The sequence below is a fragment of the Promicromonospora iranensis genome (assembly GCF_028994775.1).
Classification (GTDB): Bacteria; Actinomycetota; Actinomycetes; order Actinomycetales; family Cellulomonadaceae; genus Promicromonospora; species Promicromonospora iranensis_A.
Window position 1 is genome coordinate 297,525 of the sequence record NZ_JAJQMN010000007.1, and the last position, 15,425, is coordinate 312,949.

At 70.5% G+C, this 15,425-nt stretch carries 13 protein-coding genes; 9 read left to right on the forward strand and 4 right to left on the reverse strand.

Going from position 1 to position 15,425, the window contains the following annotated elements; genetic code table 11:
• Positions 1-9: 9 nt before the first annotated feature.
• Complete coding sequence (locus tag LUU90_RS15405) at positions 10-348, forward strand: metal-sensitive transcriptional regulator (RefSeq protein WP_275004363.1); 339 nt, start codon at positions 10-12, stop codon at positions 346-348.
• 115 nt (positions 349-463) lie between these two features.
• Here LUU90_RS15405 and LUU90_RS15410 read toward each other — a convergent pair whose 3' ends face one another.
• Complete coding sequence (locus LUU90_RS15410; RefSeq protein ID WP_275004365.1) at positions 464-1,021, reverse strand: NADPH-dependent FMN reductase; 558 nt, start codon at positions 1,019-1,021, stop codon at positions 464-466.
• Between the two features lie 237 nt (positions 1,022-1,258).
• Here LUU90_RS15410 and LUU90_RS15415 point away from each other — a divergent pair, with 237 nt between their 5' ends.
• Positions 1,259-1,681 carry a winged helix-turn-helix transcriptional regulator gene (locus LUU90_RS15415; RefSeq protein WP_275004366.1) on the forward strand — a complete coding sequence of 141 codons (423 nt, stop codon included), beginning with the start codon at positions 1,259-1,261 and terminating at the stop codon, positions 1,679-1,681.
• Between the two features lie 101 nt (positions 1,682-1,782).
• Here the strand turns inward: LUU90_RS15415 and LUU90_RS15420 are convergent, their stop codons facing one another.
• The gene (locus LUU90_RS15420) at positions 1,783-2,136 is read right to left on the reverse strand and encodes an LOG family protein (protein ID WP_275004368.1); all 354 of its coding nucleotides are present in this window, start codon (positions 2,134-2,136) and stop codon (positions 1,783-1,785) included.
• A gap of 43 nt (positions 2,137-2,179) precedes the next feature.
• On the opposite strand from LUU90_RS15420, the gene LUU90_RS15425 reads away from it, so the two are divergent.
• The 4 genes from LUU90_RS15425 (at position 2,180) to LUU90_RS15440 (ending at position 10,112) form a co-directional block, all read left to right on the forward strand.
• A complete protein-coding gene (locus LUU90_RS15425; protein WP_275004369.1) occupies positions 2,180-4,384 on the forward strand; it encodes a heavy metal translocating P-type ATPase in 2,205 nt (734 codons plus the stop codon).
• A gap of 250 nt (positions 4,385-4,634) precedes the next feature.
• Positions 4,635-7,463, forward strand: a complete 2,829-nt coding sequence (locus LUU90_RS15430; RefSeq protein ID WP_275004371.1) for a glycoside hydrolase family 97 catalytic domain-containing protein — start codon at positions 4,635-4,637, stop codon at positions 7,461-7,463.
• Positions 7,464-7,545: 82 nt separating this feature from the next.
• Complete coding sequence (locus tag LUU90_RS15435; RefSeq protein WP_275004372.1) at positions 7,546-9,015, forward strand: glycerophosphodiester phosphodiesterase family protein; 1,470 nt, start codon at positions 7,546-7,548, stop codon at positions 9,013-9,015.
• A gap of 149 nt (positions 9,016-9,164) precedes the next feature.
• On the forward strand, positions 9,165-10,112 hold the full coding sequence (locus LUU90_RS15440; protein ID WP_275004373.1) for a DUF808 domain-containing protein: 948 nt from the start codon (positions 9,165-9,167) through the stop codon (positions 10,110-10,112).
• On the opposite strand, the gene LUU90_RS15445 is transcribed toward LUU90_RS15440, so the two are convergent.
• Complete coding sequence (locus LUU90_RS15445) at positions 10,102-10,863, reverse strand: GNAT family N-acetyltransferase (protein WP_275004374.1); 762 nt, start codon at positions 10,861-10,863, stop codon at positions 10,102-10,104. The genes LUU90_RS15440 and LUU90_RS15445 overlap by 11 nt on opposite strands.
• Positions 10,864-11,083: 220 nt before the next feature.
• A complete protein-coding gene (locus LUU90_RS15450; protein WP_275004376.1) occupies positions 11,084-12,196 on the reverse strand; it encodes a LacI family DNA-binding transcriptional regulator in 1,113 nt (370 codons plus the stop codon).
• Between the two features lie 132 nt (positions 12,197-12,328).
• Between LUU90_RS15450 and LUU90_RS15455 the strand changes: the two genes are divergently transcribed.
• From LUU90_RS15455 to LUU90_RS15465, 3 genes are read left to right on the forward strand one after another with little or no spacing between them, the layout of a single operon-like run.
• Entirely contained in the window at positions 12,329-13,648 is a 1,320-nt protein-coding gene (locus tag LUU90_RS15455; RefSeq protein WP_275004378.1) for an ABC transporter substrate-binding protein, read from the forward strand.
• 7 nt (positions 13,649-13,655) lie between these two features.
• Positions 13,656-14,585, forward strand: a complete 930-nt coding sequence (locus LUU90_RS15460) for a carbohydrate ABC transporter permease (protein WP_275004379.1) — start codon at positions 13,656-13,658, stop codon at positions 14,583-14,585.
• On the forward strand, positions 14,582-15,421 hold the full coding sequence (locus LUU90_RS15465) for a carbohydrate ABC transporter permease (RefSeq protein ID WP_275004380.1): 840 nt from the start codon (positions 14,582-14,584) through the stop codon (positions 15,419-15,421). The genes LUU90_RS15460 and LUU90_RS15465 overlap by 4 nt, the downstream gene beginning before the upstream one ends.
• The last annotated feature ends 4 nt before the right edge of the window (positions 15,422-15,425 follow it).

Here is a 15,425-nt window from a genome sequence, read left to right on the forward strand (position 1 = left end):
ATGGGAACCATGACCGAACCAGGATCCCCCGACCTCGACGTGCCCGGGGAGGGTGACGAGCACGCCACCCACGGCTACATCACCGACAAGGCCAACTACCTCGCCCGGCTCAAGCGCATCGAGGGGCAGGCGCGCGGGATCCATCGGATGGTCGACGAGGAGCAGTACTGCATCGACATCCTCACCCAGGTGTCCGCCCTGACCAAGGCGCTGGAGAGCGTCGCGCTCGGCCTGCTCGACGACCACCTCAAGCACTGCGTGGTGGACGCCGCCCGGATGGGCGGGGCCGAGGCCGACGCGAAGGTCAAGGAAGCGTCCGACGCGATAGCGCGGCTGGTGCGTTCTTAGACGCGCCTGTCCGGTCGGACCTGTCGCCCCAGCTTCGACGCGCGACGCATGACGTCGGACGGGTAGCCCTCGCGCGAGGGCTACCCGTCCGACGTCCGACACGGGAGGCTCGGGCTCAGGCGTGCAGCGGCTGGAACGCGCCGGCCCACGCGACGGTCTGGTCCAGCAGGGTGTCCAGGGCGGGCGTCAGGTGCTCGCCCGGCTTGAACACCGAGTAGTTCTCGAACTCCGTGATCAGCGACAGCGCCACCTGCTGCCGCACCGTGGCGACCTGCAGCTCGGCGAGGATGAGACGCAGGTGCTCCGCCGCGCGGGCACCACCGACGCCGCCGTAGGAGACGATCCCGGCGGCCTTGTTGTTCCACTCGTTGTAGACGTAGTCGAGGGCGTTCTTCAGTACGCCCGAGGTGGAGTGGTTGTACTCCGGCGTCACGAAGATGTAGCCGTCGAACTCGTCGACCTTGGCGGCCCACGCCTTGGTGTGGTCGTGCGAGTACTGGCCCATCGCTGGCGACAGGGGCTCGTCGAGGTGGGGCAGGGGGTAGTCGGCGAGGTCGACGAGCTCGAACTCCGCGTCGTTGCGCTGCGAGGCGATCTCGTAGACCCACTTGGCGACGGCCTCCCCGTTCCGGCCGGGGCGGGTGCTGCCGAGGATGATTCCGATCTTGAGCATTGCTGGTCCCTGTCTTCGGTAGTGCTGCGACATGAGTGGTGCTGGTGTTCGAGGACCGGTGCCCGCCCCGTCCTGGAGCGCCGTCCCGCAGGTCGGGAAGCGGGTGTTCCACAAGGGAACGAACGCGGGGGCGAACTGGTTGGTCCAGGTGTCACAACAGCGCGAGAGCGCGGGTAATCCAGTTTTCAATCACGCACTTCGGAGTGCGTCGGTTACCGGAGAGGAACTTTTACGGACATGCCGTCGACACCGCGCGATGCGCGTCTTGAAGGCCTGGCGGCGCAGTTGCCCGGGGGTCCGTCCGCGCTGTGCGACGCCGAGACGTACGAGCTGACCAAGGAGCTGCTCGGCCAGGTGGCCGACCGGTGGACGCTGCTGGTGGTCGGGGTGCTGTCCGAGGGGCCGCAGCGGTTCTCGTCCATTCAGGCGGTGGTGACCGGCATCTCGCATCGGATGCTCAGCAAGACCCTCCGCTGCCTGCTGCGGGACGGGATGGTCACCCGCACTGCCTATGCCGAGACGCCGCCCAGAGTCGAGTACGAGCTGACCGAGCTGGGGTGGAAGCTGATGGACCTGGCGCGCGGCTTCGCGGAGTGGACGGAGAACCACGGGCAGGACGTGCGGACCAATCGGGAGCAGTTCGACCGCGAGCGGGCGTAGCGGCGAGCCGCGTAGCGGGGGGCTCGTGGAGCGGCGTGCGAGCCGGACTCACCAGGGCAGACGTGGTGCGACAACGGTGTGCCGCGCTGATCACTGGGTCCTCAGTCGCTCGGAGCGGCTGAGAGAGCGAGGTCGACGGCGTCCCGCGGAGTGGCTGCGGACCGGGGAGCATCCAGCAGTGGGTGGCCCTCCGCGTCCAGGATCTGCCAGCCGCCGAGGGTGATGACCGGCGCGCCGCGCCATCTGGCCAGTGCGACCTCGGACAGGGTGCCCCACGAACCGCCGACGACGATCACGGCGTCGGCCGACCAGACCAGGATGGTGTTGCGGGCCTCGCCCATGTTCGTGGCCGGCACGGCGCTGAGGTCCGGATTCGCGTCGTCCCGGGTACTCCCGGGGCGTATGCCGATGACGAGCCCGCCTGCCGAACGTGCGCCTGCCGGGACGGCTGCCATGACTCCCCTTGACGGAGATACCCCTCAGGGGTATACACGAACCATGAGCGCAACACGCAACCACGCCGGCCACGCAGGCGCTGCGGGGGATGGCGGGCACCTGGGTCACACCGAGCACGCGGGTCACACCGAGCACGCGGGACACACCGAGCACGCGGGTCACGGAGAGCACGCGGGTCACGGAGAGCACGGCGGCCACAGCGAGCACGGAGGTCATGCGGGTCACGGCGGCCACGCCGGCCACGGCGACCATGTCGGCCAGTTCCGGCGCCTGTTCTGGATCATGCTGGTCCTGGCCGTGCCGGTGGTCGGGTTCTCCGACATGTTCGCGATGCTGCTGGGCTACCCGCTGCCCGACACACCGCTGGCGAACGCGGTATCGCCGCTGCTCGGCACCGTCATGTACGTGTGGGGTGGCTGGCCCTTCCTCACCGGCGCCGTCAGCGAGCTCCGCTCACGCAAGCCCGGCATGATGCTGCTGATCGGGCTGGCGATCACCGTCGCCTTCGTCGCCTCGCTCGGCGCGAGCCTGGGCCTGCTGGACCACCAGCTCGACTTCTGGTGGGAGCTAGCGCTCCTGATCGTGATCATGCTGCTCGGCCACTGGATCGAGATGCGCTCGCTCGCGCAGACGACGTCCGCCCTGGACTCGCTCGCCGCGTTGCTCCCGGACGAGGCCGAGCGGGTCGAGGGCGACCGGACGGTCCTGGTCGCCCCGGCAGACCTCCAGGTGGGCGACGTCGTCGTCGTCCGGCCGGGTGGGAGCATCCCCGCGGACGGCCGCGTGGTCGACGGGCGGGCCGAGATGGATGAGTCCATGGTGACGGGGGAGTCACGCACCGTCTCACGCGGTGCCGGCGACGGCGTGACCGCGGGCACCGTCGCCACGGACTCCGGCCTGCGGGTCGAGGTGACCGCCACCGGTGACGACACCGCCCTGGCGGGCATCCAGCGGCTCGTGACCGAGGCGCAAAGCTCCTCCTCGCGCGCACAGCGCCTGGCGGACGTCGCGGCGGGCTGGCTGTTCTGGTTCGCGCTGGCCGCCGCGGCGGTTACGGCTGTGGTCTGGTCGTTCGCGGGCCTGCCGGACGACGCGGTCGTCCGTACCGTCACCGTGCTCGTGATCGCCTGCCCCCACGCCCTCGGGCTGGCCATCCCGCTCGTCGTCTCGATCGCCACGGAGCGGGCGGCCCGCGGCGGCGTCCTGGTCAAGGACCGGCTCGCCCTCGAGAGCATGCGCACCGTGGACACCGTGCTGTTCGACAAGACCGGCACCCTCACCAAGGGCGAGCCCACCGTCGCCGACGTCTCGTCGGCGGGTGGCTCCGGCACTGGCCCAATGGACGGTCCGCTGGACGGCCCGGTGGACGGCCCTGACCGCGAGAGGGTGCTGGCGCTCGCGGCGGCCGCCGAGTCGGACAGCGAGCACCCCCTGGCCAGGGCCATGGTGCGCGCGGCACGGGATCAGGGCCTCACGGTCCCGCGAGCCTCGGGGTTCTCCTCGTCGCCTGCGGTGGGCGTGACGGCGACCGTCGACGGCCACGAGATCCGGGTCGGTGGGCCGCGCCTGCTCGAGGAGAGCGGGCAGGACGAGCTGCCGGTGGCCGACGCCTGGCGCCGGGACGGGGCGATCATCCTGCACGTCCTGCGGGACGGAGCGGTCATCGGCGGGATCAAGCTCGCGGACGAGGTGCGCGCGGAGTCCGCGGACGCCGTCCGGCGCCTCCACGACCTGGACGTCCAGGTGGTCATGATCACCGGCGACGCCGAGGCGGTGGCCCGGTCGGTGGCCGACGAGCTCGGCGTCGACCGCTACTTCGCCGGCGTCCGGCCGGAGGACAAGTCGGCCAAGGTCCAGCAGCTCCAGAGCGAGGGGCGGAAGGTCGCGATGGTCGGCGACGGCGTCAACGACGCCCCCGCGCTGGCACAGGCCGATGTCGGCATCGCCATCGGTGCGGGCACCGACGTGGCCATCGCGTCCGCCGGTGTGATCCTCGCGAGCGACGACCCCCGGTCGGTGCTGTCGGTGATCGAGCTGTCGCGGGCCAGCTACCGCAAGATGAAGCAGAATCTGTGGTGGGCGGCCGGGTACAACCTGATCTCGGTGCCGCTCGCCGCGGGCGTCCTGGCGCCGGTCGGGTTCGTGCTGCCGATGTCGGTGGGCGCGGTCCTGATGTCGCTCTCCACGGTCGTGGTGGCGCTGAACGCGCAGCTCCTGCGCCGTCTGGACCTCCGCCCGGGCAGGTAGTCCCCTGCTGTGGGTGCGACCGTGTCGCACGGTCGCGCTCACCGCGGGCGGGTGGCGCCAGGGATCTTCCTCCAGCCGGGATCTACCTCGACGGGTCACGCTCGACGAGGATGTGGGCCGACGAGGATACGGATCTATGAATATATAAAAATCTTCCAATTAGGGTATTGACCCGGTCTGGTGTCTTCCTTAGCGTGGCCGACGGCGCACCGGGCGCCCGTCTGAGTCGGTCGGAGTCAAGGGAGACCTCGTGAAGCTGCTCGCCGCCAACCGTCCTGCCCTGCTTGTCGTGACAGCGATGTCAGCCCTGGCGCTCGTCGCGAGCGGGCTGGTGCTCGGAGGTGGCGCCGCGAGCGCCGCCCCGGTCCGCGACAAAGAGGCGGCCGGGTCGCCGGGCGCGACCGGCGCGGTGTCAGCGGCGGGCGACGTGCCGACCTGGCGGGTGGAGGGGCCGCGCGGCTCCGACATTGACGGCGTGCTGCGCCTGGACGCGTCGGGGGAGGTCACGCTCGACGTCGTGGCCGACGGTGCGCGGGTGCTCTCGGCCACGCGGCTGGGCCTGCAGGGCAGCGACGGGGACCTCACGACGGGCCTGACGTTCGTGGACCGTCAGGATCGGACGGTCTCGGACTCGTACACGATGACCACCGGCAAGCGGGACCGCAGGTCATTCACGCACACGGAGTCCGTGTTCACGTTCGCCGGCGCTGACAGCGACAGCGCGCAGCTCCAGATCGCGATCCGGGTGTCGGACGACGGCGTCGCCTACCGGTACCTCCTCGACGGGCCTGGTGAGCACCGGGTGGACGACGAGTCCGGCGCGTGGGAGCCGGCGGCGGACGGGCCGGCGTGGATGCAGCGGTCCTACGCGGTCAACTACGAGGCGGAGTGGATCAGCACCACCGCTGCGGCCGGCAACGGCAACAGCGGCGGGAGCGGCGACAGGACCAGCCGCGTCAACCTCCCCGTGCTCTTCCAGCAGGGTGAGCGCTACGCGCTGGTCGCGGAGGCTGACCTGCACGGCGACTACTCCGGCTCGCACCTGACGCACACGCCGGGCTCGCTGCGCTACGACGTGGAGCTGTTCGAGGGGCGGCCGGTGACCGTGACCGGCGACCTGTCGACACCGTGGCGGGTGGCGATCGTCGGCGACCTGCCCGGCGTCGTCGGTTCCACGCTGGTGGACGACCTGGCCACGCCCAGCGCGCTCGACCCGCGTGCGGAGTGGATCAAGCCGGGCCGGTCGAGCTGGAGCTGGCTGACCGACTGGGACAGCCCGCGCGACGAGGCGCGCCAGCGCGACTTCGTGGACCTCGCCGCGCGCAACGGCTGGGAGTACGTGCTCCTCGACGAGGGCTGGGACGCGAGCTGGCTGCCGCGCACCGTCCGGTACGCCCACACTCGTGGGGTGGACGTGATCGCGTGGTTCCACAGCCGTGACCTGCGCACGCAGGAGCAGCGTGACGAGTGGCTCCCGCGCCTGAAGTCCTGGGGCGTGAGCGGCATCAAGGTCGACTTCATGGACTCCGACTCGCAGGAGATCCACCAGTGGTACGACGACGTCGCCCGGGACACCGCCCGGTACGAGCTGATGATCAACTTCCACGGTTCGGCCCTGCCGACCGGTATGCAGCGCACCTGGCCGCACATCATGAGCTACGAGGCGGTGCGCGGCGTCGAGAACGGGCTGTCCCCGGAACGGGCCGCCATCGTGCCGTTCACGCGCAACGTGCTGGGGTCGATGGACTTCACGCCGGTCGTGTTCTCCCGCGACAACGACAAGTCGTCCAAGGCGCAGCAGGCGGCGATGAGCGTGGTGTACGAGTCGGGCTGGCAGCACATCTCGGACAAGCCCGAGGGGTACGACGCCGAGCCGGCCGCGATGCCGTTCCTCCAGAACATCCCGGCCGACTGGGACGACGTGCGGCTGCTCGGCGGCACGCCCGGTCAGGACACCGTGCTGGCCCGCCGGTCGGGCGACCGGTGGTTCGTGGGTGGCCTCCGTGCGGGTTCGGGCGAGCCGCTCCGGCTTCCCCTGGCCGGTCTGGCGAGCGGGCGCAAGGTGCTCGTCGACCTCCTGACCGACGCTCCCGGGAGCGGTGACACGCCGACCGGGTCAGCCACCGTCCACACCACGGTCCGGGCCACGACGGCGGACACGCTCGAGATCCCGACCGCGACCAACGGCGGCTTCGTCGCGGTCGTGTGCGCGGCGACGCGTGGACGCACCTCGTGCCTCGAGCCGGTGGAGGCACGGCCGGACGTCGCGTTCGACGTCACCCCGGCGGAGGCCGACGTCGAACCAGGCGCCACCGTCGAGGTGCGGGCCACGTTCGTGGTGGCCGACCGCCCCGTCACCGGCGTCACGCTCACGCCGGACCTGCCGGCGGGCTGGACGGCCGACCACGGGACCCGGAGCTTCGCGCGACTCGCCGCCGGGCAGGCCGCCGAGGTCACGTGGCAGGTCCAGGTGCCCGCCGACGGCGCCACCGGCACGTTCGAGGTGCCGGTCGACGTCGCCTACCGGGCGGCCGGCGACCCTGACGGAGACGGGCGCACCCGCGAGTATGTCGCCTCGAGCCAGGCCACCCTGTGGGTGACGCCGCCCGCGCTGACCGGAACGCACCACGTGTCCGACCTCGACTGGCTCGAGCAGTCCAACGGCTACGGCCCGATCGAGCGCGACCGGTCCAACGGGCAGGCCGGCGCCGGGGACGGCCGTCAGCTGAAGATCGCCGGGGTCACCTACCCGAAGGGCATCGGCATGCACGCCACGGGTTCGCTCACCACCTGGCTGGGCGGCACCTGCACGGCGTTCCGGTCGGTGGTCGGCATCGACGACGAGGTGCTGGAGACGCCGGGGGAGTCGGGCACCGGCTCGGTCCGGTTCCAGGTGTACGGCGACGGCGCCCTCCTGGCCGAGACACCGGTGCTGACCAACGACGACGGAGCCGTGGAGCTCGACGTCGACGTCACCGGGGTCCGCCGGCTGCGCCTGGTGGCGGACGACGGCGGCGACGGCAAGAACTTCGACCACGCCGACTGGGCGGACGCCCGCGTCGTGTGCGGGGAGGGCTGACTCGCCAGGGGTTCAGCAGGTGTTCAACGGGGCGCCGCGTTCGCTTCGTCCCGAAGGCCGCCGCCGGGGTGAGGGTCGGTGCATGAACATACGCATCCGCGCCGGAGCCGTCGCCTCGGCGGCCGCGCTCGTCCTGTCCAGTGCAGTGGTCTCCGTCGTCGCGGCGGAGTCGAGCCCTGTGCAGTCGAGCCCTGTGCAGTCGAGCCCGCAGCAGGCCGCCGTCCACGGCGGCCAAGGTCACGGTGGCGCCACGCCTGCCGAGCGCGCCTACCGCGACCTGCTCGACCATGGTCCGAAGGCCAAGATCCTCACGGCCGCGCATCGCGCGCAGTGGCGTGCCGCCCCGGAGAACAGCGTCCCTGCGGTGCTGGCGGCGTTCGAGGACGGCGCCGAGATCGTCGAGCTGGACGTCCGGCTCACCGCCGACGGTGTCCCCGTCCTGATGCACGACACGACCGTGGACCGCACCACCGACGGGACCGGCCGCGTCGACAGCCTCACGCTCGCGCAGATCGAGCGGCTTCGGCTGCGGGAGGGGCTCGGCGGGAGCCAGGCGGCGGTCACCGACGAGCGTGTCCCCACGCTCGAGGACGCCATGCGGCTCGCGAAGGACCGGGGCCTCGTCAACCTGGACAAGGGCTGGCCGTTCCGCGAGGAGATCTGGGACGTACTCGTCGAGACCGGCACCGTCCGCAACGGCATCTACAAGTCGGACGCGCCGGTCGACCAGGTCCAGGAGTTCCGATCAACGCACCGGGACGCCGTCTACATGCACATGGTGACGGACGCGAACATGGCGCCCGTGGAGCAGTTCGGCGACGACCAGCCCGTCGCCTACGAGGTCAACTTCGACAGCACCGCGGACGCCGTCGCGCGCCGGCCGTTCCTGGACCGGATCGCCGGGAAGAGCCGCGTGTGGAGCAACACGATGTGGAACGGGCTGTCGGAGCGGATGACCGACGAGGCGTCGCTGATCGACCCGCTGCGCGGCTGGGAGGCGCTGGTGCGCGGTTACCGCACCACGATCTTCCAGACCGACGACGTGGTGAAGCTCGAACGCTGGCTCGCGACCGGCGTCGGCGACCCGCTGCCGCGTGGTGGCGTGCGCGTCCAGGCGGAGGACTTCCTGCCCGGTGAGGGGGTCGGGTACCACGACCTGGACACCGCGAACCGGAGCAACCTGCAGATGCGGCCTGGTGAGGGCGTGGACATCCAGGACCTGGACGGGGCGGTCAGCCTTGGCTGGATGCGCGGTGGTGAGTGGCTCACGTACGAGGTGGTGGTCCCGCGGGCCGGCACGTACGAGGTCTCGGTCCGGGCCTCGTCGCCGTACTCGCCGGCCGGCGCCTACACGGTGGCGTTCGACGACGGCACGCCGAGCGCCCCGGTCGCCGTCCGGAACACCACGAGCCACGCGAAGCAGGAGCTCCAGCCGAGCGGCGTGACCCAGCGGCTCACCCGGGGCACGCACACGCTCCGGATCAGCCTGCCCGAGGACGCCTACCAGAACTGGAACCTCGACTACGTCCAGCTGGACCCGGTGCGGCGCTGACCCGCGTCCCGATGCCGGTGCTGCCGGTCAGATGGCGGTCAGTCGCCGTCAGATGCCGGTCAGGTGCGAGGTCACCGGCCGGAGTTGCATAGGCTTCGGGTCATGACGACACATCGCTCGGAGACGGGGGCGGCGCCGTGGGTGGCCTGATGGGACTGCTGGACGATATCGCCGCGCTGGCGAAGCTGGCGGCGGCGTCGATCGACGACGTCGGGGCCGCGGCCGGCCGCGCGACCGCGAAGGCGGCGGGTGTCGTCGTCGACGACACCGCCGTGACACCGCAGTACCTGCGCAGCGTCGCGGCCAAGCGCGAGCTTCCGATCGTCTGGAAGATCGCCAAGGGCTCGATCCGCAACAAGCTGCTCTTCATCCTCCCGGCGGCGCTGCTGCTGAGCCAGTTCCTGCCATGGCTGCTGCCGATCATCCTCATGATCGGCGGCACCTACCTGGCCTACGAGGGCGCGGAGAAGATCTGGCACAAGGTCTCGGGCCACCACGACGCCGTGGTGCCCGCCACGGAGATCAGCCCTGAGGCCGAGAAGAAGATGATCGCGGGCGCCGTGCGCACCGACCTCATCCTGTCGGCCGAGATCATGGTGATCGCGCTGGCCGAGGTCGCCGGCGAGGCGTTCTGGTCACGGCTCATGATCCTGGTGGTGGTGGCGTTCGTCATCACCGTCATCGTCTACGGCATCGTCGCGGCGATCGTGAAGATGGACGACGTCGGCCTGCGGATGGCCCAGTACGACTCCGGGTTCGCCAAGACGTTCGGCCGCGGCCTGGTCAAGGCCATGCCGAGGGTGCTCGCCGTGATCTCGGTGGTCGGCACGATCGCCATGCTCTGGGTGGGCGGGCACATCCTGCTCGTCAACCTCGGCGCGGACGGCACCGGCTGGATACCGGCGCCGTACGAGTGGGTGCACCACCTCGAGGTGGCGATCCACGACGGCGCCGGCGCGCTGGGCGGCACCCTCGGCTGGCTCTTCAACACGCTGTGCTCCGCGATCGTCGGCCTGATCGTGGGCGCCGTCGTCGTGGCCGTGCTGCACCTCCTGCCCTCACGGAAGAAGAAGGAGGAGGAGTCGGTCAGCCACTGACCGGCGTGCGCACCGAGCCGAACGCCATGCGCCGGCGCAGCGTGAAGCCCAGGCTCTCGTAGAGCCGGATCGCGTTCGTGTTGCCCGCCGAGGCGTGCAGCATGGCGCGAGCGCCGCGCCGGTGCAGGTGGTGGACCACGTCCAGCACGAGACGCGTGGCCAGGCCCTGCCCGCGGTACCGCTCGTCGGTGGCGACGGCGCTGATCTCGGTCCAGCCGGCGGGCCGCAGGCGCTCGCCGGCCATGGCCGCGAGGTGGCCGTCGCGGCGGATCCCGACGTACCGGCCCAGCTCGTAGGTGCGGGGCAGGAACGGGCCGGGCTGGGCCCGCGCCACCAGGTCCAGCATCTCGGGGACGTCGGCGGCGCCGAGCACCACCGCCTCGTCGTCCGGCCGGCCCTGCAGGCGTTCGGTCTCGACGAGCTGGACGCCTTCGAAGGGCTCTCCCCGCTCCCAGCCGGGTGGCAGCGCCACCGACTCCGGCGGGGCGGGGAACTCGGCGCCGTATCCGACCAGGTCGATCACCGCGTCCCAGACGCCGGGGTCGTCCCAGCTGCGCACGGCGGCGAAGGGTGAGACGTCGGCCGGGTACCGGCGGGCGAGGTCGCCGCCCTCCGCCAGGTGCGCGTGCGCGCCGACCAGTGCTGACCACGCGGGGTTGTCGAGCACAGGGTCGTCGAGCACGGTGTCGTCGAGCACGGTGTCGTCGGCCCCGGGGCGGCCGGTGCCGATGTCCGAGCTGGTGATGGTCATACGAGATCTCCGGACGTGAGGTTCACGTCCATCACCAACTGCCGCCCGGCCGGACGCATTCCGGCCGGTCCGCCCTCAGCCCTGTACGGCTCCGCGACGGGTGCGGGCGCCGGTCTTCGGAAGATGGCGACGATGGTGACGACCAGCGCCACGACGACCGCCGTCCTCGCCTCCATGTACCCGGCGATCCCGGTCCCACGAGCCCCCGAGCTGTCCCGGCTCAGCACCGCGGCGGAGCGCTCGACCGGCGCTCGCGGAGCGTGGCGGCGATCTGGAGCTGTACCGCCTCCGTGCGCCCCTCGAGCCGTTCGAGCAGGAGGCGCGCCGCCTCGCGCCCCATCAGCACACCGCTCTGGTCGACGCTGGTGAGCGAGACGAGCGGGTGCCGGGCGATCGGGATGTCGTCGTAGCCGACCACCGACACGTCGCGCTCGTCGAGCCCCGCCTCAGCGATGGCGCTCAGCACGCCGATCGCGAGCGTGTCGTTGCCCGCGAAGATCGCCGTCGGCGGCTCGGGGGAGTCGAGGAGCTTCCGCGTCGTCGCGTGCGCCTCCGACCCGTCGAACAACGTGTGGATCACTGACGGCTCCAGGCCCAGCGCCTGCATGCGGTCCCGGTAGACGGCGGTGCGTACGACGTGCGGTTCGTCGCCCGCCTGGCCGGCCCAGGGCGGCTCGGGCCGGGACGGGTGGATCGTCAGGTGGGTGATCCGCCGGTGGCCCTGCTCGACGAGGTGCGACATGACCTGTTCGGCGCCGGACCGGTCGTCGCCGGTGATCGTGTCGTAGCGGTCGGACCGGTCGTGCCGCCCGATCATCACGACGGGAGTGCGTTCGGCGATCCGTTCGAGCCAGGCGGGGTCGACGCGGGGCGAGATGGCGACGATGCCGTCGACCTGACGGTCCGCGAGGCTGTTGATCGCCACGTCGCTCTTCTGGTCCCGGCCCAGCGGCGCGATGATCATCTGGTACGGGGTCTCGGCGAGGGCCTCGGTGGCGCCGTCGACGATCATCGTCAGGAAGTCGTTGCCGACCTGGGGGATCTCGAAACCGAGAGTGAAGCTCGCCCCGCGCATGGCGCGGGCGGCGACGCGGGGGCGGTAGCCCAGGCGTTCGATGGCCTCCTCCACCTGCGCGCGCATCTTGTCGCTGACGCCGTACGCGTTCCGGATCACCTTGGACACGGCGGCCCGGGAGACGCCGGCCTCACGCGCGACGTCCTGGATCGTCGAGGGGCGCGGGCTCGCGCCCGATGACTGTGCCGATGCCGACCGCGATGCCGATGCCGACACCGGAGACAACGGGCCGTCCGGCTGGGGTTCTGCTGAGGTCACGGCTGTGTTCCCGATTCTGTAGACCGGTTGACACTCTATCCGGCCCTCGCTTAGCGTGAAGCCGCTGAAAGGATTCATCGTCGGGAGTGTAGATCGCTCTACGATCCTTTCGCTCTACAAGGAGGTAGAGAGATGTCCCACGTAATGCGTGAACGAAGCATCCGCCGTCGTGCGGCAGTCGCGGCCGCGGCGGTCCCGCTGCTCGTCCTCGCCGGATGCTCGTCGACCGGTGCGGCCGACGGAACCACCGAGATCACCTTTCTCACGAGCAACGACGCGCCGAACCCGGAGACGGCGGAGGCCCTGGCCGAGGCGTTCGAGGCGGAGCACCCCGACGTCTCGGTGACCGTCGAGATCCGCCCGGGCGGCACCGAGGGGGACAACCTGGTCAAGACCCGCCTGTCCACGGGGGAGATGGCTGACGTCTTCTACTACAACTCGGGCTCCCTGCTGCAGGCGCTCAACCCGGACTCGTCGCTCGTCGACCTGAGCGACCAGGACTGGGTCGGCTCGCTCACCGAGGAGTTCGTCCCCGTCGTGAGCACCGACAACGGGACGTACGGCGCGCCGCTGGGTGCGTCCTTCGCCGGCGGCGTCGTCTACAACCGGGCGGTCTACGAGGAGCTCGGGCTGACCGTCCCGGAGACCTGGGACGAGTTCATGGCGAACAACGAGAAGATCGCCGCCGAGGGTGACGGCGTCGCGCCGGTCATCCAGACCTACGGCGAGACCTGGACGAGCCAGCTCTTCGTGCTGGGCGACTTCGCCAACGTGCTCGCGATCGACCCCGAGTGGGCCGAGCAGTACACGGCGCACCAGCGGTCCTACGCCGAGGAGCCCGCCCTTCTCGGGTTCCAGCACCAGCAGGAGGTCGCGGAGGCCGGCTACTTCAACGAGGACTTCCCGTCCGCCACGTTCGCGGACGGCGCCCGGATGGTCGCCGAGGGCGAGGGCGCGCACTACCCGATGCTTTCCAGCGTGGTCCAGACGATCGTGCAGAACACGCCGGAAGCCGTCGACGACATCGGGTTCTTCGCGCTGCCCGCCGCGGAGGCCGGGAACACCCGGGCGACCATCTGGCAGCCGAACGCCCTCTACGTCCCGCGGTCCACCGAGGGCGCCGAGCTCGAGGCGGCGAAGGAGTTCGTCGCGTTCGTCAACAGCGACGCGGGGTGCGAGATCCAGAACGAGATGCTCCCGCCCGCAGGGCCGTACGCGGGTACGTGCGAGCTGCCGGAGGACGCCCCGCCACTGCTCGCCGACATCCAGGCGTACTTCGACGAGGGCAGGACGGCGAACGCGCTGGAGTTCCTCAGCCCGGTCAAGGGTCCGAACCTGGAGAAGGTCACGGTCGAGGTCGGGTCCGGCATCCGCAGTGCGGAGGACGCCGCCGCGTTCTACGACCAGGACGTCGAGAACCAGGCCAAGCAGCTCGGCCTCGAGGGATGGTAGGCGCGGGATGACGGCGACCGTCACGCCCCAGGTCCGGCCCAACAGGCGTCGCCGTCGGGCGGCGGGCTCCACCTCGGCCACGCAGCGCACCATCTATCCGTCGTGGTTCTACCTGCCCGCCGCGGTGCTGTACCTGGTCTTCTTCGCGGTGCCGACGTTCGCGTCGTTCTACTTCAGCCTCACGCGCTGGACGCTGTTCGACACCGAGTTCATCGGCCTGGAGAACTACGTCCAGTTCTTCTCGGAGCCACAGCTCTCGCGCGGGTTCGTGAACACGCTGGTCTACGGCTTCGTGACGTCGGGCGCCAAGGTGGTGCTCGGGCTCGCGCTCGCCGTGCTGCTCACGTCGCAGCTCGTAGGACGCGGGTACCTGCGTTCGGTGGTGTTCTTCCCGGTGCTGGTCTCCACGATCGGCGTCGGCATCACGTTCAAGGCCCTGCTCGACCCGTTCGACGGCGTCGTGAACACGATGCTGGCGGCGTTCGGCATCGACGGGCCGGGGTGGTTCACCGACCCGGCCCAGGCGCTGCTGACGATCGCCGCCGTCGACGTCTGGAAGGGGCTCGGGATCGCGACGCTCATCTACATAGCGGGCATCGTCGCGATCCCGCAGGAGTACTACGAGGCCGCACGGGTCGACGGCGCGAGCCGCTGGCAGCAGTTCCGCTCGATCACGCTGCCGCTGGTCCAGCCCGCGACGGCGACCGTCATCATCCTGTCGCTCATCGGAGGACTGCGGTCGTTCGACCTGATCTGGGCGACCACGGGCGGCGGACCGGGCTTCACCAGCGACGTCATCGGATCGGTCATCTACAAGCAGTACCAGGCGGGCTTCTACGGGCTGTCCACCGCGGGCAACGTGATCCTCTTCCTGGTCGTCACGGCGGTCATGGTGCCGATCTCGATCCTGCTGAACCGTAAGGAGGTCGACCGATGACGCGCACCGGGTCCAGAGGCGTCTCCCTGGTCGCGGGCATCGTGGCCATCCTCGCGTCGGTGGTGGTCTTCGTCGTCCCGTTCGCGTTCATCTTCCTCACCGCCTCGAAGGACGCGTCGGAGGCGTCCCGGCTCGAGTTCTCCTGGCCGCAGGACTGGGCGTTCGCCGAGAACCTCGCCGAGGTGCTCGCCACGCGCGACGGCGTGGTCGTCCGGGCCTTCGTGAACAGCACGGTGCTGACCGTCGTCAGCGTCGTGATCATGGTGATCCTCGCGGCCATGGTCGGGTACCTGCTGCAGCGGCGCAGCTCCCGGCTCAACCCGCTGGTCAGCTTCCTCGTGCTGGCGGGCCTCATCGTGCCACCGGCTGTCGTGCCGACGATCTGGGTGCTCCAGGGGCTCGGGCTGTTCAAGACCATGCCCGGCCTGATCCTCATCGAGGCGACGTTCGGGCTGTCGTTCTGCATCCTGCTGTTCCGCGCGTTCGTCGCGACCATCCCGCGCGAGCTGGACGAGGCGGCCATCATCGACGGCGCGGGGCCCCTGCGGCTCTTCTTCTCCGTCGTCCTGCCGCTGCTGCGACCGGTGATCATCACCGTCGTCGTGGTGCAGGCGGTGGCCGTGTTCAACGACTTCACCAACCCCCTGTACTTCCTGCCGGGGGACGAGAACGCCACCGTCCAGCTCACGCTCTACAACTTCCAGAGCCAGATGGTCAGCCAGTTCAACCTGCTGTTCATGGACATCCTGCTGATCACCATCCCGCCGCTCGTCATGTACATCTTCTTCAACCGCCAGATCGTCGCCGGCATGACGTCCGGCGCGGTCAAGGGCTGAGAGA